The organism is Candidatus Tenderia electrophaga, from assembly GCA_001447805.1.
GTDB lineage: Bacteria > Pseudomonadota > Gammaproteobacteria > Tenderiales > Tenderiaceae > Tenderia > Tenderia electrophaga.
Genome location: CP013099.1, coordinates 1,278,694 through 1,302,241 on the forward strand (window position 1 = coordinate 1,278,694; position 23,548 = coordinate 1,302,241).

The following is a 23,548-nucleotide window of genomic DNA, read 5'->3' on the forward strand; positions in this document are numbered from 1 at the left end:
GATGAAGACGCACCAGCATCACGCCAACGCCATTTATATTCTGCTTGTGTTGCTTAGTATGACGACGCTTCAGGCCAAGGAGCCGCTTAGCAGCGCGGCAGCGGAAGATCAAAGAAATATGCTGATCGATTTCGTCGCGCGCGGCGATGCCCTTTGGCACAGTGAAGACTTGGGTACCAATGGTTTGGCCTGCGGTAATTGCCATCCGGACGCGAGCGCGACCAACCCCCATACCTGGCCCAAATATCAGACCAACCTGGGCAAGGTGGGAACCCTGCGCGAGATGATCAACTGGTGCATTGCGGTGCCCATGCTCGGCAAACCCTTGGCGCTGGACAGCGACGACATGATTGCCATGGAGGCTTATGCCACTTATATGCATCGCGGTGTCGCTATCGCGCCGGCCAAGGATGAGCAGCACGGCGGGATTCCCGTCATCAGTGGGCCGGGATATCCCACCGCCGTCGGCGGCAATCGTTAGTCGCCCTGGGCGAGCCAGAATCCATACGGAGTGTTGTCATGCTGAAGCGCATATTCGTGTTGCTGTTCATTGTTTCCTGCTGCTCATCGGCCTGGGCGGAGAGTTGCCGCGATGACCGGTCGGCCTCGACACCCAGTAGTCGTTTCACCACCCACGGCGATACGGTCACGGATCAGGACACTAAGCTGTCATGGATGCGCTGCGCCGTGGGGCAGCGTTGGAATGGCACAAGCTGTATCGGCACTGTGCAACACCTCGATTGGCAGCAGGCCATGGCGCACGTAGAGCGCATCAACGCCCTGCGGCTCGGCGGCCACAGCGACTGGCGCATGCCGGTGGTCCCGGAACTGGCCTCCATCGTCGAACGCAAATGCTTTAATCCGCGCATGAATACCGAGGTGTTCGCCGGTGCGCCGTCAGTGATTTTCTGGACCGCCATGGAAAAGATGGGGCGGCCGGACTATGCCTATACCCTGGATTTCGGCGCGGGCGCGGCGCGGGCAACGGATAAGCATCATGCCGCCGCCGTGCGCTTGGTGCGTGGCGGGCCGTGGTGGGAGCCGCCGCGAATGTCGCAGCGCTGATACCGGTGCCGTGCCCGGCGGTACAGGCCTTTAGGCGCCGCTTTCAGGATTATCGCAGCTCCCAGACATTGTTGTAATTGACGTGTAGTCTGCGTCGTCTGACGGTGTCGTCGTCATGACCGATGCCGTCGATGCTGTAACGTATGTCGCTGTTGACCGGACCCCAAAGGTAATAGCTGTGTTCCACCAGCCCACCGACTAGGACGGCGCAATCCACTTGGTGCGCCTTGCGGTGCAGTTGCGCCGGGCGAGCAGCGCCTTCATGGCCGAGCCGGTCCGGGTGGCCCTTGGTGTAGTCGGAAACATACATGGCCATGTCACCCTTGTTGTGATAAACCGTCACGCTGCGGGCAATCTCGTGCAGGTCGCACATCTCCTTGCCGGCCTCGAGCACATCATCATCCACGTCCGGTGCACACAAGAAGATATGGGAAAACAAGCGCGGAAGATTCTTGCCGTTGGCGAAGTCGCGCAGTCGCACCAGCGTGTTTTGTAATACATAATTGCCCATGGAATGACACAATAGGTGTAGATCCTGATCGCACAGCGGACTGCCGCTGCGGGCGCCGTCGGTCTTGAGCTCGGCGAGAAAATCGCGCAGCTTTAGTAAACCGCGACCGAAGGCATACCCCGATCCTTTGGCCTCGGAACGGTCGGATTTGTATGAAACAAAGGGTAGAGCCTGGCCGTCCGAGGGCCAGGTGAATAGCACCACCAGAACGTCTTTACCGCCTTGATATTTTTGCCGGTTGAGCATCAGCTGCAGGGACAAGGCCCCTCCCACAGCCTGATACCAGTCGACATTGAAGCCGTGGATATAGACCAGTACATCGGATCGCTTGAGCATGACCTTGCGCAGGTCGTCGAACATGGAGTTTGAGCCGAACTTGGCATTGGGTTGATGGGCGTCGGCGATATCGGACCTGATGCGTTCGTGGTAGGCCTTGATGGTGGAGGATTTCAAACAGCACTTGGCCAGATAGTCAGCGAGTTTCTCGCCGTCGCCTACATCGGTTTGGGCGCCCTTTTTGCGCTTTAAATGACGCTCGACGAGCGCAGAGTCGGCCTCCAGCGTGACTTGGCCGAAGCGCAGATTCTCCATGCCATCGCTGCTAAATTCGGCGCCGTATTCGTCCGGCGCCCAGCGGTTGTCGCCCCGATGCCGCCGATTGGTGGCATAAAACAGTCTCAATTTCATCCCCTCTCCTCCCAGTAGCACGTTGTGTTCCGTTACGCTCGATGTTGATTGTCTGCGGTCGCTGAAGCGCGGTCAGTCTGCCAATCCTTGTGGAAGTGTCGGGATGTGTCAATCGCGAAATGCCGCCGCGGGCTAAGCGTTGGTGACGCAGGGCAATTGCCTGGACAAGTTCAGTGCGCGCTTGCGGCTGCTGTTGAGGTCCAATATCGGTGCCGGATAGTCGCGGCCGATGCGCACATTGCAGGCGTGCTGAACATCGGCGGGCGTCAGCCAGGGGCGGTGCAGCCAAGGCAGCGGCAGCTGCGCCAATTCCGGCAGCCATTGACGTAGATAGTCGCCATGGGGATCGAAGCGCTCGCTTTGTCTGACCGGGTTGAAGATGCGGAAATACGGTGCGGCGTCGAGCCCGCAGCCAGCCACCCATTGCCAGTTGAAGCTGTTGCTGGCCAGATCGGCATCCACCAAGGTGTCCCAGAACCAGCGGGCCCCCGTCTGCCAGGGCTGCAGACCGTTCTTGGTCAAAAACGAGGCGACGATCATGCGTACGCGGTTGTGCATCCAGCCGCTATGCCAGAGTTGGCGCATGCCGGCATCGATGATGGGAAAGCCGGTCTTGCCTTGTTGCCAGGCCCGCAGCAGCGCTTTGTCGTCACGCCAGGGAAAGGCTTCAAAACGGGGGTTGAGCGGTGTGTCGGTGGCATAGGGGAAATGATGCAGGGTGTGATAGGCGAACTCGCGCCAGCCGAGTTCGCTGAGAAAACGATCCATGCTGTCGCCCTGAGTGGCGTGGTCCATAAATGCGTTAAGCACGGCGCTGACCACCTGGCGCGGGCTGATTTCGCCAAACGCCAGATGCGGCGACAGACGTGAGGTGTCGAGCCGGTCCGGGCGGTCGCGACCCGCGTCATAATGCGCCAGCGCCGCGTCGCAAAAACCTTGGAGCTGTTCCAGGGCATTGTCCTCTCCCGGTCGCCAGCTTGATGCCAGGCCGTGGTGCCAGGGAATATCGGGCAGCAATGCCAAGGCCTCGACGGCTTCGGACGCCAGTCTGCATTCGCCCAGCCGTTGCGGCACCGGCAACGGCGGCGCGCCTAGACCTTGTTGTCGGCAGGCGCGCCAGAACGGGGTAAAGACGCGAAACGGTTTGTGTTCTTTGGTGAGCACGCTGCCCGGCGTGTAAAGCAGGTTGCCGTGGTAGGTATGGACCTCGATGTCGTGCGCTCTGAGCCAGGCCGCGATATGCGCGTCGCGCCTGGCCGCCTGCGGCGCGTAGCGATGATTCCAGTAGACCGCACCGGCGCCGGTTTCGCGGATCAGGCGTTGCAGGACGTCCTGGCTGGCGCCGCGCCGGATGATCAGACGGCTGCCGCGGGCATGCAGCGCCTGCTGCAGTGTGCTGAGGCTGTGATGGCACCACCAGCGGCTGGCTGCGCCCGGCGCCCAGGGTTCCAATTCTTGCGGGGCATGGATGTATACCGGGATGAGGGTATCCGCCGCCTCGGCGGCGTGGTAGAGCGCAGGGTTGTCACTCAGGCGTAGATCCTGGTGCAACCATACAAGGCAGGTCTTCATCGATGCGACTCCTTCATCGGTTTGTTTATCGCGCGCTTGAATGGGTGACGAGTTCGGCTTCGATACGCTTCAGCGCCGTCGGAATATCGGTGCCGAGTGGAATAGCCCCGGCGGCGACAATGGCGTCGTTGAATTGCAAGGCCGTCTGGCCGCCGATAAAAACCGGCACCGTGACATCCTGCACCAAGGCCGGCAACTGGCGGTGCAACACCTCATCCGTCGGTATCATCGAGCCGGACAACAGCACGCCGCACGCCTCGGTACGCCGGCAGGGGTCGCGCAGTTCCGCCAGCGGTGTGTCGGCGCCCAGCAGTACGACGCGGTAACCCCTGGCCATGACCGACAGGCTGGCCAGTAGAATGCCGGTCTCGTGCTGTTCGCCGGGCAGGCACGCCGCGACCAAACGCGGCCCGCGGGCGCGGCTGGCCTCATGGTGAAAGCGGGCGCCCAGCTTGTTGCGCATGTAGGCGCCGAAAAAGTGTTCCTCGGCGATGCTGCCAGCGCGGCTGGCCCAGCGCTTGCCCAGGGTCTGCAGCAGCGGCACCACCAGGCGGGCGGTCACCATATCGATCGGGTGCAGGGATAAGGCCTCGTTGTAGGCGCCCTCCAGGGACTGATCGTCAAAGCGTACTACCGCATTGAGCATGCGCCGCTGGTAGTCCGGCCAGGGGCCCTCAAGCGCTTCCTGGGGTGCCTGCTGATTTAAATAGGACTTTGTCTGGCTGATGGGTACACCCTTGTGCAAAAGTTCTACAACCTGGTTGATCAGGTCGATGTCCTTGTGCGTGTAGAGGCGGTGTCCTTTGTCGCTGCGTAGCGGCGTGAGCAGGCCGTAACGGCGTTCCCAGGCGCGCAGGGTGATGGGATTGACGCCGGTGAGGCTGGCGACCGTGCGGATGGGGTAAAGTCCGGACTCGGGTAGTCCTTCTGCGCTATCCATGATATTCGTACCTAATTGATTTGTACATAAATTGTATAGTTGAATTTTATAAAAAACATCCGATAATTGCTAGTGAATGTTATGATGTATAATGTTTGTATAAGTTCATTTTGAGTTTCGAGGAGCGCGCAAATGAAGCACAGCAGCAAAATATTTTTCACCTGGGTGGCTGGCTTGGTGTTGGCCGGCACGGTCAGTGCCGCCGATACGGTCTGTTCTGAGGTTCTGGATTTCGAGCGTAAGCCGCTGGCGGGCGAGGGCAGTATCAATCTTTGTGAGCACTATCGGGGCAAGGTGATCGTGGTGGTCAACACCGCCAGTAAGTGTGGGTACACCTATCAATACGAGGGACTGGAACAGCTGTACAGCCGCTACGAGGCGCAGGGTCTGGTGGTGCTCGGGTTTCCGTCCAATGATTTCGCCAATCAAGAACCCGGTTCGGCCGACCAGATCAAAACCTTTTGCCGCCTGACCTACGGCGTGAAATTCCCCATGTTTGCCAAGACCCGCGTCGCGCGCGGCACCGATGACCCGCTGTTCCGCGCCTTGGCCCGGCATGCGGGCGAGTACCCGCAGTGGAACTTTCACAAATACCTCATAGATCGGCAAGGCCGCGTGGCGGCCAGTTATGCCAGCAAGGTGGAACCCTTGGGCGGTGAATTGGAAGCCGCCGTCAAGGGCTTGTTGTAGTCATGGAGAAGATCCGTCTGGGCGTCAGCAGCTGCCTGTTAGGTCATCCGGTCCGCTTCGATGGCGGGCACAAGCACCAGCCCTTTATTACCGCCACCTTGGCGCAGTACTTCGACGTGGTGCCGCTATGCCCCGAACTGGCCATCGGCCTGGGCGTTCCGCGCCAGTCTTTACGGCTGGTGGGGCGGCCCGAGCGGCCGCGCGTGATCGGCAACAAAGATCCTGGTCTGGATGTCACCGATACCCTGGCGGACTACGGCCGTGAGGTGGCGGCGCAGCAGGATGACATCTGCGGCTACATCGTCAAAAAAGATTCCCCCAGTTGCGGCATGGCCCGGGTGCGTGTTTACGTGGACGGGCAGATGCCGCAACGCGCGGGGGTGGGCGCCTTTACCCGTGCCCTGATGGCGGCCAAGCCCTGGCTGCCGGTGGAAGAGGAAGGGCGTCTCAATGACGCCGTGCTGCGCGAGAACTTTTTCGAGCGGGTCTATGTTTGCCATCGCTGGCAGAGGCTGCTGCGGGTGGGCCTGACACCGGCGGCGCTGGTGCGCTTTCACACGGCACATAAATACCTGTTGATGTCGCGCGCTCAGGACCCATATCGGCAATTAGGGCGCATGGTGGCGCGCGCCGGTTGCGCCGACATACAGCGCCTTGGCGAGGACTATTTTCTCGCCGTGATGACGGCCCTGAAGCGCCCGGCCAATCGCAAGCGTCATTCCAACGTGCTGTATCACCTGCTGGGTTATTTCAAACGTCAGTTGCCGGGGCGGGACCGGCAGGAGCTGGCCGGGCTGATCGAGGCCTATCGTCGGGGGCGGGTGCCCTTGGTGGTGCCGGTGACCCTGCTCAAGCATCATCTCGGCCGCAACGGTGACCGCTATCTGGCCGGGCAATACTATTTTGATCCCTATCCCCCGGAGTTGAGCCTGCGCAACTCTATCTAGCCGGGATTTCTCCCCGGGATCGCGGCAGCAGAAAATAATCACCCGCCGGTACGAAACCATACCCTTCAGTGAACTATAATCCAGGCTGAGACTCGACCGTACCTATTCTTTAATTTTCAAGAGGAGCTTTTGTAATGACCCAGGGTGATCCGCTAAATAAATCGACATACGAGTCCGCCAGGGCGTATCTCAAAGATGCGCTGGAGCAAATGCTTGCCGCCGGTCGCAGTACGCGCGAGTTCGGTGAGTTCGCACTGGAAAAGTTCGGCGACAAGTTCATACCCTATTTGCAGGAGTTTTCGCAGGATGTCAGTAAGGGAAAAATCAAGATAAAGGGGCTCGGCCAATCCGCCAAGACCGCGGTGTTTGGACGGCACGTCACCCTTGAAGAACGTAACCAGCTGATACGCGAGGCCGCCTATCTGCGCGCCGAGCGGCGCGGTTTCGTCGGCGGTTCGCCGGAGCAGGACTGGTGTCTGGCCGAGCAGGACGTGGATCAACGCTTGGCACAGGAGACGGGGTTGGTGGAGAAAGGGCGTCAGGCCTTGCATTCGGCGAGCGCGGTCATGGAACGGGAGTTTGATGATATCAAGCACGTGGTCGGCCGCTGGCTGGAGGGCCGCCCTGCGGCCCCTGACGACACGCCGGCGAAGAATAAGGCCGGCGCCAAGAAAAAGGCCGTGAAGAAGGCCGTGAAGAAAAAGGCGGCAAAGACAGCCGAAACAAAGGTCGTAAAAAAGAAAGCGGCAAAGAAAAAGGCGAGCAAGAACAAGAAAAAGCCGGCAAGCGGCACGGCGGCGCCCCCGGCCTGATGGCGCGCCCCGGCCTCCGGCCGCTGTAAAAAAATCACACTCGTCCCCCTTGAAATCCTGAAAAGCGTCCCAAATATCACTCTCGGCGCTCGCCCGTGCATCGGCCGCGAGCGCCCCCTAACAATTATCGGTAACAATAACTTTATTAATTTGTTTCTTTAGGAGGAACGCAACAGTGAATATTCGTCCTTTGCATGATCGCGTTGTGGTAAAACGCCTGGAAAGCGAAGAGAAGACCTCCGGCGGCATCGTGCTGCCGGGGTCGGCTCAGGAAAAACCCATCATGGGTGAAGTCGTGGCCGCAGGTGCGGGTCGTGTGCTGGATAACGGCGACAAGGCAGCCCTGGATGTCAAAACCGGCGACAAGATATTGTTCGGCAAATTCGCCGGCACCGAGGTCAAGGTCGAAGGTGAAGACTATCTGGTGATGCGTGAAGACGACATCTTCGCTATCGTCGAATAACTACTTATTTAAAGTATTTGGAGGAATCAAGTAATGGCTGCTAAGGAAATCAATTTTTCTTCAAAGGCACGTCGCAAAATGCTGGACGGGGTCAACGTCCTGGCCAATGCGGTCAGAGTGACCCTCGGTCCCAAGGGCCGCAACGTGGTGTTGGAAAAGAGCTTCGGCGCGCCCACCGTCACCAAGGACGGTGTTTCCGTCGCCAAGGAGATCGAACTGGAAGACAAGTTCGAAAACATGGGCGTGCAGATGGTCAAGGAAGTGGCCTCTAAGACCGCCGACATTGCCGGGGACGGCACCACCACCGCCACCGTGCTGGCCCAGAGTATTTTGAACGAGGGTATGAAAGCCGTCGCCGCCGGTATGAATCCCATGGATCTGAAACGCGGCATCGACAAGGCCGTCATCGCTGCTGTGGAAGAGCTGCAGAAGCTCTCCAAGCCGTGCACCGACAACAAGTCCATCACCCAGGTGGGCACGATCTCCGCCAACTCCGACACCGTGATCGGCGAGCTGATCGCCCAGGCCATGGACAAGGTCGGCAAGGAAGGCGTGATCACCGTCGAAGAGGGCACCGGTCTGCAGGACGAGCTGGAGGTGGTCGAGGGGATGCAGTTCGACCGTGGCTATCTGTCGCCTTACTTTGTCAGCAACGCCGAGAAGATGCAGGTCGAGCTGGATGATCCCTACATCCTGATCTGCGACAAGAAGGTCTCCAACATCCGCGAACTGCTGCCGCTGCTGGAAGGCGCCGCCAAGGCCGGCAAGCCGCTGATGATCATCGCCGAAGACGTAGAAGGCGAAGCCCTGGCCACTCTGGTGGTCAACAACATGCGCGGCATCCTCAAGGTGGCCGCGGTCAAGGCCCCGGGCTTCGGCGACCGCCGCAAGGCCATGCTGCAGGACATCGCCATTCTTACCGGCGGCCAGGTGATCTCGGAAGAGGTCGGCCTGTCCCTGGAGAGTGCCACCCTGGAGCAGATGGGGAGCGCCAAGAAGATCGTCATCAGCAAGGACAACACCGTGGTGGTCGACGGCGCCGGTACCAAGTCGGAGATCGACGCCCGTGTGGGCCAGATCCGCGCCCAACTGGAAGAGACCAGCTCCGAGTACGACCGTGAAAAACTGCAGGAACGCGTCGCCAAGCTGGCCGGCGGCGTGGCGGTGATCAAGGTCGGTGCCGCCACCGAAGTGGAAATGAAGGAGAAGAAGGACCGCATCGATGACGCCCTGCACGCCACCCGTGCCGCGGTGGAAGAGGGCGTGGTGCCCGGCGGCGGTGTCGCCCTGATCCGTGCCCTGCAAGGCATCAAGGATCTGAGCGGCGCCAACCACGATCAGGACATCGGTATCAAGATCGCGCGCCGCGCCATGGAAGAGCCGCTGCGTCAGATCGTTGCTAACGCCGGTGAAGAACCCTCCGTCATCGTCAACAAGGTGGCCGAAGGCACAGGTAACTTTGGTTACAACGCTGCCACCGGTGAATACGGCGACATGTTCGAAATGGGTATCCTGGATCCCACCAAGGTGGCCCGTTCGGCGCTGCAGAATGCCGGCTCCATCGCCGGCCTGATGCTGACCACCGAAGCCATGGTGGCCGATAAGCCGCAAAAGGATGGCGGCGCACCGGCCATGCCCGATATGGGCGGCATGGGGGGCATGGGCGGCATGATGTAACGCCGCCAAAATGCCGCAAAACAAAGGCCCCGCCGGCAACGGCGGGGCCTTTTGTTTTTGACCGGCTTCGTCGCAGCCACATGGGCGGGGTTTGGCTGGCGCATGGGCGGTGATAAAGTGACGGCTCTACACCGAACAGGAGGCGGCGGTGAGCAGCGCCCAGGCAGGTTTGATCATTATCGGCGATGAAATCCTTTATGGCAGCCGTCGCGACCGCCATTTCGACCATGTGCGCGAGACCCTGCGGCCCATCGGCTGGCAATTGACCTGGGTGAGTATTCTCCCTGACGAGGAGGACGCCTTGATTGCGCAGCTCAGCCGAACCCTGGCGGCCCAGCAGCCGGTGTTCTGTTTCGGCGGCATCGGTGCCACCCCCGATGATGTCACCCGCCGCTGCGCGGCCCTGGCCGCGGGCGTCGAGCTCCATGCCCATGCCGGGGCGCTGGCTGAAATCGAAGCGCGCTTCGGCGCCGCGGCCTATCCCCACCGCGTCAAGATGGCGGACCTGCCCGTCGGCAGTCGCCTGATCCCCAATCCGATCAATCGCGTGCCCGGTTTCAGCCTGCGGCGGCATCACTTCTTCCCCGGGTTTCCCGAGATGGCCTGGCCCATGCTGGAGTGGGTGTTGCAGCACGAGTACCGCGCCGAACTTGAACCGCTGCAGGAATTGTCGCTCAAGGTCTTCGACGTGGGCGAGAGCGAGCTGGTGGAACTCATGGAGAGGCTGATCGACCGCCATCCCGGGGTCAAACTGTTCAGCCTGCCCCATCTCGGCAGGGGCCGGCATATCGAGCTGGGTTTTCGTGGTCGGCGCGGTGTTGAGCAGGCCATGGCGGACCTGACCGCGGGCCTGCGACAGGCGGGCTTGACGTTCGAAGCGCCGTAGTGCGCGGAGTCACATCTTGCCAAACCTCACCCATATTCCACCGTGTTTTCATTCGTCGTCTGAGTCCGCGCTCAAGCGTGTCTTCAAGCATGAGATTGAAGCGCGTCGCCAAGACAGAGTCCAGGGTGAAGATGGGGCGATGACTGTAATTTCCAGCCTGTTCTTGTGCAAGTTAATCGTTGTTTAATGTCACCGAGTCGCAATATTTTGCTGCTAACTTCGTCCTTGATCTTATACCCACCCATGCGATATCAAGGAGCGGAGGAACACCATGAATCACGACGACGGCATTAGTAACAAATCAAACAACCGGCCTTTCGCCGACGTGCTCAACGTCCATATCTCGCGGCGCAAAGTGCTGGCCGGTGGTCTGGCCATGGCGGCCAGCAGCTTCTTTGCCGGCTCGGGGCTGGCATTTGCAGCGCCGCCGCCGTGGGCGGGCAGACCGGAGCGTGGCGGACCGCATGCGCAAGGGGGGCCATTGATGGATTTCACCCCGGTTCCCGTCGCCGAGGGCAGCGGCCCCTGGCCCAGTATTTCGCCGGATTATGAATTCGATGTCCTGATTCCCTGGGGCGAGCCCCTGGAGCCCGGTGGCCCGGCCTTCAGCTATCCGCCCACCGCCGCCGACCAGGCGCAACAGATCGGCATCGGCCATGACGGCATGAGCTATTTTCCCCTGCGGCACGGCAAATTCGGCCGCGGCGGTGACGATCACGGCCTGCTCTGTATCAATCATGAGTTCGGCGGCAACCGGCATGTGCTCGGCAAGCCGGCACCCACCAGCCTGGAGGATGTGCGCGTCTCCCAGCACGCTCACGGTGTGTCCGTGGTTGAGATCAAAAAAATCGGCGCCAAGTGGCGCCAGCTGCGCAGCCACCGCGCGCGCCGTATCCACGTCAACACCCCGGTGAGTTTCAGCGGCCCGGTGGCCGGCCATGGCTTGCTCCAGACCCCTAACGGCAATGTCCCGCTGGGTACGGTCAACAACTGCGCCAACGGTGAAACCCCCTGGGGCACCTATCTTACCTGCGAGGAAAACTTCAACGGTTACTTTGGCGCGACCAATCAACAGACCACTTGGGTGCCCAGCGAGGCGCAGGCGCGTTACGGTTTCAGCGCCGGCGGGTTCGGCTACGGCTGGGAGACCTTCGACCGCCGCTTTGATCTGTCCGATGCCGATTACATCAACGAGGAAAACCGTTTCGGCTGGATCGTGGAAATCGATCCCATGGACGCCACGCGAACCCCCGTCAAGCGCACCGCTCTGGGCCGTTTCAAGCACGAGGGCATCGCCCTGACGCTGGGGCGCGGCGGCCGCGTGGTCGGTTACATGGGCGATGACGAACGCTTCGACTATATCTACAAATTTGTTTCCGACGATAATTGGCGCGCCATGCGCGCCCAGGGCCAGAGTCCGCTGGACCATGGCCGACTCTATGTCGCCAAATTCCACGACGACGGCAGCGGCGAATGGCTGGAACTGAGCATTGACAATCCGGCCCTGGCAGCGAAATTCGCCGATCAGGCCGAGGTATTGACCTTCGCCCGCCTGGCCGCCGATATCGTCGGCGCCACTCCCATGGATCGTCCCGAGTGGACCACGGTAGCCCCCAACGGCGATGTCTATTGCACACTGACCAACAACAGCCGGCGCGATACGGCCACCGGTCCCAATCCGCAGGCGCCCAATCCCGACGGTCATATCATCAAGTGGCATGACAGCGACGACCACCTGGGCACCACCTTCCAATGGGAGATCTTCCTGATCGCCAGCGACAGCCACGGAACGGAAGACAGTTACAGCGATCCCGACGGCCTGTGGGCCGATCCCGACGGCCGCCTGTTTATCCAGACCGACGGCGGTCAGAAGGACGGTTTGAACAATCAGATGTTGGTGGCCGATACCGCCACCGGCGAGCTGCGCCGACTGCTGACCGGGGTCAGCGGCGACGAAATCACGGGCATTGCGGTCACCCCGGACCGCCGCACCATGTTCGTCAACACCCAACACCCAGGCAACGGTGATCCGAGCTTGACGAATTTCCCGGCGCCGTTCGACGGGGTGACGGTCCCCCGCGACTCAACGCTGGTCATCACCCGCAAGGACGGCGGCGTTATCGGTTCGTAAGCAGCGGCCCGCCGCGATACCCCACGCCCCGGTCAGCGCCGGGGCGTTTTCGTTTGACTCGCCCCATCCAGGCCGCCACGCGCCTGTTTTCCTAAAAGTCAGGTGGCTGCGGCGTTGAAAACATATTGTAATAATCCGCGTTCTACCTTATAAAACTTCCGCCGAGACCGGCCAGGTGCCGGGGAACCACCCTGTCACGGCAAGGGTCTGAGATTTATCTCGCAGAGTAAGGAGAGAAGTATGCGTGATGACGACGACGATGAAGAGGGTCTGGTCTCTGACGAGGATGACGACATGTTCGATGACGACGACGCGAGTGAAGCGGCGGTCACCGCTGCGGAGAGTAACCTGACCAAGCTTGAGGTGCGCCGCAGACTGGAGCGTTTGTCCGAGCTCAAGCGCCTGCGCCAGCAATTGGGTGACGACTGGTCAGACGACCTGTTCGACGACGATCTTTAGTCGGCCGCAAGCCAAGCCCTGGTCCACGGCATAAAGTGGACCAAGCCTTCCACAATCCCGGCGCTGTAGTTGCCGTTCATCCCGAGAAAATCCCCCCGCGCCACGTAGAGATGATCCGTGTTGCCGTGTTGCGCCGCCTGTTCGCGGGCCTGTTGCCGCACGTCTGCGCGGGCATTGGCGACCAGGACTGAATTCACCTCACTGGCCATCACCGCCAGGTCATTGCCGCTGTCGCCGGCGAACAGGGTTTTGTCGTGGGCGTAGCCCTTGCGCTGCATTAGAAACTCGACGGCGTGCAGTTTGGTGGCGTTCTGCGGCAGCAGATCCAGCAGGCCCACGTGTTCCAAGTCGTCGACGCTCCAGATCAGGCTGGCGCGAATGTTGTTTCGCTGTAGGCGTTGCTGCATGTCCTGCAACAGGGCGTCCACGTCGGTTGTTTCGGGTACGTAATAGCTGAGTTTGAAGGTGTTCTGTTTTTCGGGCTCCTGTTGGGTGAGCAGTTCCATGTCCTCGAACAGCGCGGCCAGGCGATCATGGGTATAGCCGGCCCAGCAGGGGGCGATTTCGTCCTGCCACTCCTGCCAGAGACGCCATTCGCCTGATTGAATTTCGTAGATGGTGCTGCCCACGTCGCCCAGGACGTAATCGGGTGTGGGGAGTCGGTATTCTTCGATGGCGGCGAGCACCAGCGCCTGGTGGCGGCCGGTGACATAGGCCACATCCACATCGGGACGTTGCACCAGCGCGGCGAAGTGCGCTCTGGCGGCGGCGGACTCGGGTGCTTCGCCATTGGGCAGCAGGGTACGGTCCAGGTCGGTGCAGATCAGGAGTTTGTCAGACACGGCGGATTCCCTTGGTCAGCGGTCGATCGCCACAGTGTAAAGAAAAAGCGGGGCTGGTTAAAACTTGGCACCGATATACAGCCCCAGGCTGTCGGCGTCGATCTGGGTATTCCCCGTTTCGTAGTCCATGGCGCGCAGCTTGACCGCGATATAGGTATCGGTGGTATAGCTGGCGGTTTCCGCCCGGGAAAAGATGTAGTGGTATGCCAGAAACACGCCGGTGGCGTTATCAAAATCGACTTCGCCATTCAGGAGCGGACTGCTGGATGAGATCTGGTAGGTGGGGTTGATGTGGATGCTGGGGCCGACACCGAATTCGTGCCGGTCCCAGGTCTTGAACAGCCCCAGCTCTAGCGGAAAACTGTCGGCCTCGGCGTCACCGTCGGGTGAGTTGAACTCGACGCTATTAAACAAGTAGTGCAGTACCACCCGCAGGCTCATGGTCGAATGGTCGGGTGTGAAGCTGAGTCCGGCACCGAAGCTGATGCCGCCGCCGGCATTCAAATCGGTGGTGGTGGTTTGCACCAGCTCGTCGCCGCCGAATTCATAGCCGGTGGTCAGGATGGGTTCGACCGCGGCATGGGCGCTAGCGCTGGCAAGAGTGAGGAGGGCGAGGATAGAAGCCTTGCGTAACAGCATAAATAATGACCCCTTATAATTTTTTTAGATAGGCGCGCAAATTATAGCATTGATCGGCGTGTTCCCTGCAGGCACAAAAAAGCGGACCTTGTCGCCAAGGTCCGCTATATCAGAGCGGCGTAGGTGTAGGGTGCGCACTGCGCACCATGACCGGCTTAACCGGCCAGCACCTGCTGCGCCGCTGCGAGCGCCACGCCGTGTTCCACCGGCGCCTTTACGCGGCCCAGCACGTCGTCCAGGGCGCCCAGGCAGAGGTAGACATTGCGCGCGTTGCAGGCATGACCCATGAGGCCGATGCGCCACACCTTGCCGGCCATGACGCCGAGCCCGGCGCCGATCTCCAAGGAATAATCCTTGAGCAGGGTGGTGCGCACCGCCGCATCGTCAACGCCCTCGGGAATGGTGACGGCGTTGAGCTGGGGCAGGCGCTCCTCTGCGTGGACCACGAAGTTGAGGCCCATGGCCTCCAGCCCGGCGCGCAGGGCCTGGTGATGTTTGGCGTGGCGCGCCCAGGCGTTTTCCAGGCCTTCCTCTTTGAGGATCACCAGTGCCTCGTGCAGCCCGTACAGGGCGTTGATGGGCGCGGTGTGATGGTAGGCGCGCTTGCCTGCGCCGCCCCAGTAGCCCATGACCAGATTCAGGTCGAGGAACCAGCTCTGCACTTTCGAAGAGCGCTTGCGGATCTTCTCCAGGGCGCGTTCGCTGAAGCTCACCGGTGACAGGCCGGGGGTGCAGGAGAGACACTTCTGGGTGCCGGAGTAGATGGCGTCGATGGCCCAATCGTCCACCCGCAGCGGCGTACCGCCCAATGAAGTCACGGCATCGACGATGGTGAGGCAGTCGTGCCGGTGGGCAATCTCGGTGAGGGTCTTGGCATCAGATTGTGCCCCGGTGGAGGTTTCGGCGTGGACAAAGGCGACGATCTTGGCATCGGGATTGGCCTTGAGCGCCTCCTCCACTTTGTTGGGATCCACCGCCTTGCCCCAGTCGTCCTCGACCATGACGGCGGTGCCGCCGCAGCGTTCCACGTTTTCCTTCATGCGGCCGCCGAAGACGCCGTTTTGGCACACGATCACTTTGTCGCCCGGCTCGACCAGATTGACGAAGCAGGTCTCCATGCCGGCGGAGCCCGGCGCCGAGACCGGCATGGTGAGTTCGTTCTGGGTCTGAAAGGCGTATTTCAGCAGCTCCTTCATCTCGTCCATCATGGCGACGAAGACGGGATCGAGGTGGCCGATGGTGGGGCGTGACATGGCCTCCAGGATGCGCGGGTTGACGTCCGAGGGACCCGGGCCCATCAGGGTGCGCTGCGGGGGATGGAAGGATTTTGTGGTCATGATGTTTGTCTCCGTTGCGTTTATCGAAATTAAGCTTGATCCAATAACTCTATCCAGTGTTTTACAGGAATCCCTGCCTCGCTCTCCAGATGCAGCTGGCAGCCCACGTTGGCCGTGGCGATGACATCGGGCTGGCCGCCCTGCAGTGCTTCGAGTTTGTTGTGCAGCAATTGCTGCGACAACTGGGGTTGCAGAATCGTGTAGGTGCCGGCGGCGCCGCAGCACAGATGGCTGTCGGGTACCGGCGTTAATGCGTAGCCGCAGCGCTGCAGGATGGCTTCCACCGCGCCGCCGAGCTGCTGGCCGTGTTGCAAGGTACAGGAAGAATGATAGGCCGCCTGGATGCCCTTGCCGACATGCTTGAATTCACTCAGATCCTCGTCGCGCAGCACTTCGCTCAGGTCGCGAGTCATGCTGCTGATATGCCGGGCCTTGCCGGCATAATCGGGATCATTCTTTAATACTTGGCCGTACTCCTTCACCATCAGGCCACAGGCGCTGGCGCTGAGCACGATGGCCTCCGCGCCGTCTTGCACCTGGGGCCACCAGGCGTCGATGTTATTGCGCATGCGCTGTTTGGCGGTTTCCGTATCCGACAAGTGCTGATTGACGGCGCCGCAGCAACCGGCCCGCTCGGCGCTGATGAGCGAGATGCCGAGCCGATCCAATACCCGTGCCGCGGCGGCGTTGGTGTTGGGGGTGGTGAGTGGTTGCACGCAGCCCTCCAGGGTCAGCATGCGGCGCGCGTGTCGGGTGGTGGGCCGGGGCGCGGCGGTCTTTTGTGGCGGCAGTTTTTTCTTCAGCGTGGCGGGCAGCAACGGCCTCAGCAGGCGTCCGATCTTGAGCACCAGATTGAAACGCTTGGTGTCGGGCAGGACTTCAAGCAAGGCCTTGCGCAGTATGCGTTCGCCCAGCGGCCGCTCGGTCTTTTCCTCCACCAGGTCACGACCGATCTCCACCAGTCGACCGTAGCGCACACCCGAGGGGCAGGTGGTCTCGCAGGCGCGGCAGGTGAGACAGCGGTCTAGGTGCAGGCGCGTCTTCTCCGTGGCCTCTCTGCCTTCAAGCAGATCTTTGATCAAGTAAATGCGGCCGCGCGGGCCGTCCAGCTCAGAACCCAGCAGTTGATAGGTGGGGCAGGTGGCGGTGCAGAAGCCGCAGTGGACGCAGGCGCGCAGGATGGTATCGGCCTCGGCGACGTCCTCGCGTTGTTTTAAGTCGGGATCGATACGGGTCTGCATGCTTATAACTCTGCGTACATGCGGCCGGGGTTGAAGATGCCGTTCGGATCGAAACTGTGCTTCAGGCGTTGCTGCAACGCGCGCAGCGGTTGCGCCAAGGGCTGGAAGATCTCAGCGTCGCGGTCGCCGCCGCGGAACAGGGTGGCGTGGCCGCCGTGTTGCTGCACCTTGTTGCGAATCTGTTGCGCGTCCAGGTCGCTGATCAGCCAGCGCTGGGCGCCGCCCCAGTCCAGCAGCCAGTCGCCGGCGAGGGGCAGCGGCGGGGTATCCGGTTTCACCACGATGCGCCACAGCGGGGTGTCGCTGTTGAAAAAGGAGAGCTGCTGCTCGCGCAGCCGCTGCCAGAAATGACTGCGCGCATTGAGGCTTTCGCCCGGCAGTTTGCGCTGGGCTTCAACGACCGACTGGGCGCTGCCCGCCAGTCGCACATAACACTGGCCCTTGTAGTAGCAGGCGCCATCGACGGGCAGGGCCTGGCTCAACAGACCGCTCATGAGTTCAATGGCACGCGCGGCGCTGCATTCGTGAAACAGGGTGGCGCTGGCGGCGGGTCGGGGCAGTACCTTGAGACTGATTTCCAGCAATACGCCCAGGGTGCCCCAGGCGCCGGCCATCAGGCGCGAGACGTCGTAACCGGCGACATTTTTCATCACCTGGCCGCCGAAGCGCAGGATCTCGCCCTTGCCGTTGAGCAGCTGGCAACCGAGTACGAAATCGCGCGCCGCGCCGACGTAGGGGCGGCGCGGGCCGGAGAGGCCGCAGGCGACGGTGCCGCCCAGGGTGGCGCTGGCGGCGAAATGGGGGGGCTCGAAGGCGAGCATCTGATTGTTGTCGGCGAGGGCCTGCTCGATCTCTGCTAAGGGCGTGCCGGCGCGGGCGCTGAGCACCAGCTCGCGCGGATCGTAATCGACAATGCCGCGTTGGCCGCTCACATCCAAGGTCTCGCCCGCGGCGATGCGGCCGAGCATGGCCTTGCTGCCGCCGCCGACGATGTTCAAGGGGCGCTTTTCCTGCGCCGCCTGCTGCACCTGCTGTTGCAGCGCCGCGCTCAGATCGTGTTCGACCATCAAAAACGCTCCAACTCGGGGTGGGGCAGCTGGCCCTTGTGGACATGCATGGCGCCGAATTCGGCACAGCGGTGCAGGGTGGGCACGGCCTTGCCGGGGTTGAGCAGGCCGTCCGGATCGAAGGCCGCCTTGAGGGCGTGGAACTGACTCAGCTCGGCGCTGCGGAACTGGACGCACATCTGATCGATCTTCTCCATGCCCACCCCGTGTTCGCCGGTGATGGTGCCGCCCACGTCCACGCACAGTTCCAGGATTTTACGGCCGAATGCTTCGGTGCGCTCCAGCTCGCCGGGCTGGTTGGCGTCAAACAGGATCAGCGGGTGCAGGTTGCCGTCGCCGGCGTGGAAGACATTGGCCACCGGCAGCTGGAAATCTTGTGAAAGTTGGCTGATGCGGCGCAGCACCTCGGGCAGCTGGCGCCGCGGGATGGTGCCGTCCATGCAGTAATAGTCGGGCGCGATGCGCCCCACCGCGGGAAACGCCGACTTGCGTCCCTTCCAGAACAGCTGGCGCTCGGCCTCGTCGCGGGCGGTGCGCACCTCGGTGGCGCCGCGTTCCTTGAGCACCCGGCGCACGGTCATGATCTGTTCCGAGACCTCGGCATTGGTGCCGTCCAGCTCGCACAGCAGGATCGCCTCGGCGTCGCGCGGATAGCCGGCATGGACGAAATCCTCGGCCGCCTGGATGGCCAGCCGGTCCATCATCTCCAGCCCGGCGGGGATGATGCCGGCGGCGATGATGGCGCCCACCGCCTCGCCCGCTCGGGCCACATCGTCGAAGGCGGCCAACACCACCTGGGCCCGTTCCGGTTTGGGCAGCAGTTTCACCGTCACCTCGACGATGACGCCGAGCATGCCTTCCGAACCGGTCATCAGTGCCAGCAGGTCGTAGCCGGGGCTGTCCAGGGTCTCGCCGCCGACGGTGAGGAGTTCACCGTCTACGGTGACGATCTTGAGTTGCAGGATGTTGTGCACCGTCAGGCCGTACTTGAGGCAGTGCACGCCGCCGGAATTCTCCGCCACGTTGCCGCCGATGGTGCAGGCGATCTGGGACGAGGGGTCCGGCGCATAATAGAGGTTATGAGGCGCGGCCGCCTCGGAGATGGCCAGGTTGCGCACCCCGGGTTGCACCGTGGCCATCGCATTCCGGGCATCTAGGTCGAGAATCTTGTTGAACTTCGCCAGGCTCAGCAGCACGCCTTCTTCCAGCGGCAGGGCGCCGCCGGACAGCCCAGTGCCCGCGCCACGGGCGACCACCGGCACCTGGAGTTGGTGACACAGACGCATGATGCGGCGCACCTGGTCCACGGTGTCCGGCAGCACCACCACCATGGGCAGGCGCCGGTACATGGACAGGCCGTCGCATTCGAAGGGTCGCAGCTCTTCAGGTTCGGTCAGTACCGCCTCATGGGGCAGCAGTTGTATCAGCGCCTGGATCAGACGATCCTTGGGCGCAGCATGGTCCTCCCCGCTCATCGACTTCTCGTAGTAACTGACTAAATTGGTAGGGTGGGCTATCTCACCAGAGTTGGACCCTAAATGCAAGATAAGACCCTGTTTAGTGTGTGAGTATTGCGCACAAAAAAGCCCTCGACTGAGAGGGCTTTTGCGGCGCAGGGCGGCGCCCGATGCTATTGCGCTGCGGTATCCGTCGCCTCCCCGGAGGCTTGCTCAGAGCTTTGTTCGGGCGGAGCCTCGGCCGCTGGTTCAGGTTTCGGTTGCGGCGGCAGCAGCTTCTGCAAGCGTTTGCGCAGCCCCGGATTGGCGTTGGTGTCGAATTGGTTGAGGACCTTGGCCAGCTCCTTTTCGCCCTCGAAGGCGCCGACGTCGCGCAGTACCCCCCAGACCAGGTCCTTGTCCTCCGCTTTGACGCTACCGTTCATGTTCAACATGGCCTTGGCCAGCGCCTGTTCGTTAGCGGTGACGTTGGTGCCGTCGGCGATCTGTCTCAGCACCTCGTGCTGCGCGGGTGTGGGCGTGTTTTCCATGTTCAGCAGGATCTCCGCCATTTGTTGAATCGCCACGCTGGCCGCCGAGGCGGGTTGAAGCGCCAGGCTCATGGGGATGAGTAAAGACAGGATTAAGGCCTTTAACTTCACTGTGATCTCCTCCGCATTGTTGTTGTCGGTGTGCGCTTTACCTTACGTGCCTGGTGTTCCCGTGTCCACTGTGACGCCTGGCGCGCCATTCTTTAAGGTGCCGATTGGGGGTATAGTTGCTGCAGTGAGTTTTATCGGAGAGCAAAGCCGTGACCAGAATACTGTCGCTAGTTGTGTTGTCGTTGAGCTTGACCGCGTGTGCCGTTTCCCCCACCGGCCGTAAGCAATTGGCCTTTATGCCCGAATCCCAAATGGAGACGATGGGCATGCAGTCCTTCCAGCAATTGAAGCAGGAAACGCCCCTGGTTGAGGACCCCGCCATCAATCGCTATGTCCAGTGTGTGGCCGATGCCATCACCGCCTTGCCGCAGGTGCAACAGTACAGCCGCGACTGGGACGTGCAGGTATTCGACCAAGACATGGTCAACGCCTTCGCCCTGCCCGGCGGCCATATCGGTGTTTACAAGGGGCTGTTGTCGGTGGCGGAGAACGCGGATCAACTGGCGGCGGTGATGGGACATGAGGTGGCCCATGTGTTGGCGCAGCACGGCAACGAACGCGTCTCTCAGAACCTGGCGGTCAATCAGACCCTGGCGCTGCTGGAAAATTGGATGGCGGCTAACAATACCGCCTATCGTCAACAGGCCATGGGGCTGCTGGGGGTGGGGGCCCAGGTGGGGGTATTGCTGCCCTTCAGCCGGGTGCATGAGAGCGAGGCCGATGAGATCGGCCAGACCTTGATGGCCAAGGCCGGTTTCGATCCGCGCGCCAGCGTCGCCCTGTGGCAGAACATGGCCAAGGTGGGCGGCGATGCACCGCCGGAGTTTCTTTCCACCCATCCCACGCATGAAACCCGCATCGATCAATTGCAAGCGGGTATGGATGCCGCCATGCAACACTATCGGGCGGTGAGCGATAAGCCCGCGTGTACGCCACCCCCATTGTGAGTCAGGGCCGCGAGCGCGTCTTCGCGGTATGCCAGTCGTTGTTGTTGATCCAGGCCTCGAGCTCTGATTGTGGCAGCGGCGCGGCGATGAAATAGCCTTGCGCCACGTCGCAGCCGCAGCCGCGCAAGGCATCGAAGGTGGGGCGATTCTCCACGCCCTCGGCGACCACGGTCAATCCCAGGTTATGGGCCAGGTTGATGGTCGATTTGACGATGATCTCATCCTGTTTGTCCTGCAGCATGTGGGTGACGAAGGACAGGTCGATCTTCAGGGCGTGCAGCGGCATGCGTTTCAGATAGGCCATGGATGAATAGCCGGTGCCGAAATCATCGATCGCCAGTTGTGCGCCGGTGCGATGCAGACGGTTGAGGTTTTTCAACACCCGTTCCGGGTCCTTGATAAGCGCGCTTTCGGTGATTTCGAACTCCACGTATTCGGGGGCGAGTCCGTATCGGTCCAGCAGGGTCTCGAGCTTTTCACTGCAATCCTGGTTTAACAGATTGCGGGTAGAGAGATTGACCGAGACGGAGATCATATGGCCGCGTTGATGCCATTTGCGGCATTCGCGTATGGCATTTTCCATCACCCAATAGGTCATCGGATGAATGGACTCGCTGAGTTCGGCGAAGGGTACGAACTGGGCCGGCGGGATTAAACCGTGTTGCGGATGTTGCCACCGCACCAAGGCCTCGAAACCGATCAGTTCCATGCTGTCGAGGTTGATCTTGGGTTGGAAGCAAAGCCGCAGCTGGTCGTCGCTGATGGCGTTGCGCAGTTCCGATATCAAGGCCAGCCGGCGCGTCGAGTGACGATCGATGTCGGTCTGGTAAAAGGAATAGCCGTAGCGCTGCTCCTTAGACACATACATGGCGACGTCGGCGCAGCGCAATAGGGTGTGCGTATCGCGGCCGTCCTCGGGAAAAAATGCAATGCCCAGGCTGGCGCCCAGCTCCAGGCGCATGCTCTCGAAATAGAACGGTTTTTCCAGCGCCTTTAGGGTCTCAGCCGCCGCCGATGCGACATCGTCTTGGTTGCATGTATCGTGCAAAACCATGGCGAATTCGTCACCGCCTAGGCGTGCCAGCTCGCCGTTCAGATGTTCCAGGGTGTGTTTGAGCTTGGGACCGACCTGCTTAAGCAAGTGATCGCCGGTGTGATGTCCGAGGGTGTCGTTGATTTCCTTGAATTGGTCCAGATCCAGTATCAACAGGGCGAATGGGGTGTCCCTGGCGACCAATTCGTCGATGCGCGTCTTGAGCCAGTTACGGTTATACAGGCCCGTGAGGGGATCATGGGTGGCCTGATATTCCAGTGCCCGGGTGATTTTTTTGGTATCGGTAATATCCCGCGTAACCGAGACCAAACATCCCTCGCCATTGAAGTCGATCACCTCGGCCGAGGTGAGACAATCGCGGATCTCGCCCGACTTTATCCTGATCTTGGTCTCGAAGTCGCGCAATGAGTGATGTTGACGAATGATGCTCAGCATTTCATCACGCTGCATCGGGTTTGCCCAGATACCCAGCGTCAGGGTGCTTTTGCCAATGGTTTCACCGATGCTGTAGCCGGAAATCTTGGTGAATCCTTCGTTGGCCTCGAGAATGGTGCCGTCCTCGATCCGGGTAATGATGATGGCCTCGGGGCTGGCATGAAAGGCCTTGGAGAATTTCTCTTCGGAAATCCTTAAGGCTTCTTGCGCCATCTTTTTATCGTGTATATCGCGACCCACCGACTGCAGCGCCACGATGTGGCCCGCGTCATTGAAAAAGGCCCGGTCGAGCCAGTGGTGCCAACGCAGCTCGCCACTGGGCGTCACGGCTTGGTGTTCGTCCGAGGCCAACGGTTGTGCCGGGGTCAGAGCCGCGATCTTGTCGCGCACCGCCTGTTGTTGTTGCGGCGGAATTAGGGGGAAAAGGTTCTCGCCGACGAGTTCCTGGCGTGACTTGCCGAAGTAGCGGCAATAGGCGTCGTTGACGAAGGTTCGGGTGCCGTCCGGCAGCCAGCGGACGATGAAGTCGAGCTGGTCCTGAACGATACGACGGTATTGTTCCTCGCGCTCTTTCAGTGCATTTTCGATACGCTTGCGTTGGGTGATGTCACGCAGATGGCAGAGCAGTGCGGCCTGTCCTTGGTGGGTGATTTTGGAAAGACTGACTTCGATATCGATCGGACTGCCGTCGCCGCGAGTGTGGATCCATTCGAAGATTTGGCGTTCGCCTTTCAATCCGCGGCTGACGTAATCGCGGGCCTTGGTCTTGCTGTCCTGGCCGTCAGCCTGCTGCGGCGGTGAGATGTCCGCGGGGGTGTGGCCGACCACTTGCTTACGTTTGCGCCCCAGCAATTGCAACAGGCGTTGATTGCAGTCTACGAAGCGACCATTCTGCAATAACATGATGCCGTCGTTAGAGTGCAGGTACAGCGCGCGATAAAACGAATCTTCCAATTTTATCGGTCCGCTCTGAACAGTTTGTGTCCCCCCCGAATTTTTTGTAGAACCCATAGCTTTATTCCCGCAGCGCTATTCTTTAACTGTAATG

Annotated in this window: 22 protein-coding genes; 11 read left to right on the forward strand and 11 right to left on the reverse strand. The window is 61.0% G+C overall.

What is annotated here, in order from left to right; genetic code table 11:
• Position 1: 1 nt before the first annotated feature.
• Both Tel_05960 and Tel_05965 read left to right on the forward strand, forming a co-directional pair.
• Positions 2 to 481: a hypothetical protein gene (locus Tel_05960; GenBank protein ID ALP52732.1), complete on the forward strand. Its 480-nt coding sequence runs from the start codon at positions 2 to 4 to the stop codon at positions 479 to 481.
• A 38-nt stretch (positions 482 to 519) separates the two neighbouring features.
• Entirely contained in the window at positions 520 to 1,065 is a 546-nt protein-coding gene (locus Tel_05965; protein ALP52733.1) for a hypothetical protein, read from the forward strand.
• Positions 1,066 to 1,114: 49 nt separating this feature from the next.
• Here Tel_05965 and Tel_05970 read toward each other — a convergent pair whose 3' ends face one another.
• From Tel_05970 to Tel_05980, 3 genes are all read right to left on the reverse strand, one after another.
• Complete coding sequence (locus Tel_05970) at positions 1,115 to 2,263, reverse strand: hypothetical protein (GenBank protein ID ALP52734.1); 1,149 nt, start codon at positions 2,261 to 2,263, stop codon at positions 1,115 to 1,117.
• 132 nt (positions 2,264 to 2,395) lie between these two features.
• Positions 2,396 to 3,835, reverse strand: coding sequence for a deoxyribodipyrimidine photolyase (locus Tel_05975; protein ID ALP52735.1), 1,440 nt, complete (start codon positions 3,833 to 3,835; stop codon positions 2,396 to 2,398).
• 25 nt (positions 3,836 to 3,860) lie between these two features.
• A complete protein-coding gene (locus Tel_05980) occupies positions 3,861 to 4,775 on the reverse strand; it encodes a hypothetical protein (protein ID ALP52736.1) in 915 nt (304 codons plus the stop codon).
• A 132-nt stretch (positions 4,776 to 4,907) separates the two neighbouring features.
• Here Tel_05980 and Tel_05985 point away from each other — a divergent pair, with 132 nt between their 5' ends.
• The 8 genes from Tel_05985 to Tel_06020 all read left to right on the forward strand — a co-directional run bounded on the left by Tel_05985 (position 4,908) and on the right by Tel_06020 (position 12,840).
• Entirely contained in the window at positions 4,908 to 5,465 is a 558-nt protein-coding gene (locus Tel_05985) for a glutathione peroxidase (protein ID ALP52737.1), read from the forward strand.
• Positions 5,466 to 5,467: 2 nt separating this feature from the next.
• Positions 5,468 to 6,412, forward strand: a complete 945-nt coding sequence (locus tag Tel_05990) for a hypothetical protein (GenBank protein ID ALP52738.1) — start codon at positions 5,468 to 5,470, stop codon at positions 6,410 to 6,412.
• A 134-nt stretch (positions 6,413 to 6,546) separates the two neighbouring features.
• A complete protein-coding gene (locus tag Tel_05995; protein ALP52739.1) occupies positions 6,547 to 7,224 on the forward strand; it encodes a hypothetical protein in 678 nt (225 codons plus the stop codon).
• A 175-nt stretch (positions 7,225 to 7,399) separates the two neighbouring features.
• Complete coding sequence (locus tag Tel_06000; protein ID ALP52740.1) at positions 7,400 to 7,687, forward strand: molecular chaperone GroES; 288 nt, start codon at positions 7,400 to 7,402, stop codon at positions 7,685 to 7,687.
• Positions 7,688 to 7,720: 33 nt separating this feature from the next.
• Positions 7,721 to 9,364, forward strand: a complete 1,644-nt coding sequence (groEL, locus tag Tel_06005) for a molecular chaperone GroEL (GenBank protein ALP52741.1) — start codon at positions 7,721 to 7,723, stop codon at positions 9,362 to 9,364.
• A gap of 148 nt (positions 9,365 to 9,512) precedes the next feature.
• Positions 9,513 to 10,250 (forward strand): hypothetical protein, encoded by a 738-nt coding sequence (locus Tel_06010; protein ID ALP52742.1) that lies wholly within the window; start codon positions 9,513 to 9,515, stop codon positions 10,248 to 10,250.
• Between the two features lie 271 nt (positions 10,251 to 10,521).
• Positions 10,522 to 12,381 carry a phosphatase gene (locus tag Tel_06015; protein ALP52743.1) on the forward strand — a complete coding sequence of 620 codons (1,860 nt, stop codon included), beginning with the start codon at positions 10,522 to 10,524 and terminating at the stop codon, positions 12,379 to 12,381.
• Positions 12,382 to 12,621: 240 nt separating this feature from the next.
• Positions 12,622 to 12,840: a hypothetical protein gene (locus tag Tel_06020; GenBank protein ALP52744.1), complete on the forward strand. Its 219-nt coding sequence runs from the start codon at positions 12,622 to 12,624 to the stop codon at positions 12,838 to 12,840.
• Here Tel_06020 and Tel_06025 read toward each other — a convergent pair.
• The 7 genes from Tel_06025 to Tel_06055 all read right to left on the reverse strand — a co-directional run bounded on the left by Tel_06025 (position 12,837) and on the right by Tel_06055 (position 20,025).
• Positions 12,837 to 13,682, reverse strand: a complete 846-nt coding sequence (locus Tel_06025) for a haloacid dehalogenase (GenBank protein ID ALP52745.1) — start codon at positions 13,680 to 13,682, stop codon at positions 12,837 to 12,839. The two genes, Tel_06020 and Tel_06025, sit on opposite strands and share 4 nt — an antisense overlap.
• A 57-nt stretch (positions 13,683 to 13,739) precedes the next feature.
• The gene (locus Tel_06030; GenBank protein ALP52746.1) at positions 13,740 to 14,321 is read right to left on the reverse strand and encodes a hypothetical protein; all 582 of its coding nucleotides are present in this window, start codon (positions 14,319 to 14,321) and stop codon (positions 13,740 to 13,742) included.
• A 155-nt stretch (positions 14,322 to 14,476) separates the two neighbouring features.
• The gene (locus Tel_06035; GenBank protein ID ALP52747.1) at positions 14,477 to 15,658 is read right to left on the reverse strand and encodes an alanine--glyoxylate aminotransferase; all 1,182 of its coding nucleotides are present in this window, start codon (positions 15,656 to 15,658) and stop codon (positions 14,477 to 14,479) included.
• A gap of 29 nt (positions 15,659 to 15,687) precedes the next feature.
• Positions 15,688 to 16,899 (reverse strand): glycolate oxidase iron-sulfur subunit, encoded by a 1,212-nt coding sequence (glcF, locus tag Tel_06040; protein ID ALP52748.1) that lies wholly within the window; start codon positions 16,897 to 16,899, stop codon positions 15,688 to 15,690.
• A 2-nt stretch (positions 16,900 to 16,901) separates the two neighbouring features.
• On the reverse strand, positions 16,902 to 17,969 hold the full coding sequence (gene glcE / locus Tel_06045; GenBank protein ALP52749.1) for a glycolate oxidase: 1,068 nt from the start codon (positions 17,967 to 17,969) through the stop codon (positions 16,902 to 16,904).
• A complete protein-coding gene (locus Tel_06050; GenBank protein ID ALP52750.1) occupies positions 17,966 to 19,441 on the reverse strand; it encodes a glycolate oxidase subunit GlcD in 1,476 nt (491 codons plus the stop codon). The genes glcE and Tel_06050 overlap by 4 nt, the downstream gene beginning before the upstream one ends.
• Before the next feature lie 155 nt (positions 19,442 to 19,596).
• Positions 19,597 to 20,025, reverse strand: coding sequence for a hypothetical protein (locus tag Tel_06055; GenBank protein ID ALP52751.1), 429 nt, complete (start codon positions 20,023 to 20,025; stop codon positions 19,597 to 19,599).
• 188 nt (positions 20,026 to 20,213) lie between these two features.
• On the opposite strand from Tel_06055, the gene Tel_06060 reads away from it, so the two are divergent.
• The gene (locus Tel_06060) at positions 20,214 to 21,011 is read left to right on the forward strand and encodes a peptidase (protein ID ALP52752.1); all 798 of its coding nucleotides are present in this window, start codon (positions 20,214 to 20,216) and stop codon (positions 21,009 to 21,011) included.
• A gap of 1 nt (position 21,012) precedes the next feature.
• Here Tel_06060 and Tel_06065 read toward each other — a convergent pair whose 3' ends face one another.
• Positions 21,013 to 23,454, reverse strand: a complete 2,442-nt coding sequence (locus Tel_06065) for a hypothetical protein (GenBank protein ID ALP52753.1) — start codon at positions 23,452 to 23,454, stop codon at positions 21,013 to 21,015.
• Positions 23,455 to 23,548 lie beyond the last annotated feature (94 nt).

Excerpts from the sequence above, each read along its gene's own strand:
- Tel_05980 (ALP52736.1), bottom strand. The coding sequence starts at position 4,775 with ATGGATAGCGCAGAAGGACTACCCGAGTCCGGACTTTACCCCATCCGC.
- Tel_05995 (ALP52739.1), top strand. The coding sequence starts at position 6,547 with ATGACCCAGGGTGATCCGCTAAATAAATCGACATACGAGTCCGCCAGG.
- Tel_06030 (ALP52746.1), bottom strand. The coding sequence starts at position 14,321 with ATGCTGTTACGCAAGGCTTCTATCCTCGCCCTCCTCACTCTTGCCAGC.
- Tel_05975 (ALP52735.1), bottom strand. The coding sequence starts at position 3,835 with ATGAAGACCTGCCTTGTATGGTTGCACCAGGATCTACGCCTGAGTGAC.
- groEL (ALP52741.1), top strand. The coding sequence starts at position 7,721 with ATGGCTGCTAAGGAAATCAATTTTTCTTCAAAGGCACGTCGCAAAATG.
- glcF (ALP52748.1), bottom strand. The coding sequence starts at position 16,899 with ATGCAGACCCGTATCGATCCCGACTTAAAACAACGCGAGGACGTCGCC.
- Tel_05960 (ALP52732.1), top strand. The coding sequence starts at position 2 with ATGAAGACGCACCAGCATCACGCCAACGCCATTTATATTCTGCTTGTG.
- Tel_05985 (ALP52737.1), top strand. The coding sequence starts at position 4,908 with ATGAAGCACAGCAGCAAAATATTTTTCACCTGGGTGGCTGGCTTGGTG.
- Tel_05965 (ALP52733.1), top strand. The coding sequence starts at position 520 with ATGCTGAAGCGCATATTCGTGTTGCTGTTCATTGTTTCCTGCTGCTCA.
- Tel_06035 (ALP52747.1), bottom strand. The coding sequence starts at position 15,658 with ATGACCACAAAATCCTTCCATCCCCCGCAGCGCACCCTGATGGGCCCG.
- Tel_06015 (ALP52743.1), top strand. The coding sequence starts at position 10,522 with ATGAATCACGACGACGGCATTAGTAACAAATCAAACAACCGGCCTTTC.
- Tel_06050 (ALP52750.1), bottom strand. The coding sequence starts at position 19,441 with ATGAGCGGGGAGGACCATGCTGCGCCCAAGGATCGTCTGATCCAGGCG.
- Tel_05990 (ALP52738.1), top strand. The coding sequence starts at position 5,468 with ATGGAGAAGATCCGTCTGGGCGTCAGCAGCTGCCTGTTAGGTCATCCG.
- Tel_06055 (ALP52751.1), bottom strand. The coding sequence starts at position 20,025 with ATGAGCCTGGCGCTTCAACCCGCCTCGGCGGCCAGCGTGGCGATTCAA.
- Tel_05970 (ALP52734.1), bottom strand. The coding sequence starts at position 2,263 with ATGAAATTGAGACTGTTTTATGCCACCAATCGGCGGCATCGGGGCGAC.
- Tel_06020 (ALP52744.1), top strand. The coding sequence starts at position 12,622 with ATGCGTGATGACGACGACGATGAAGAGGGTCTGGTCTCTGACGAGGAT.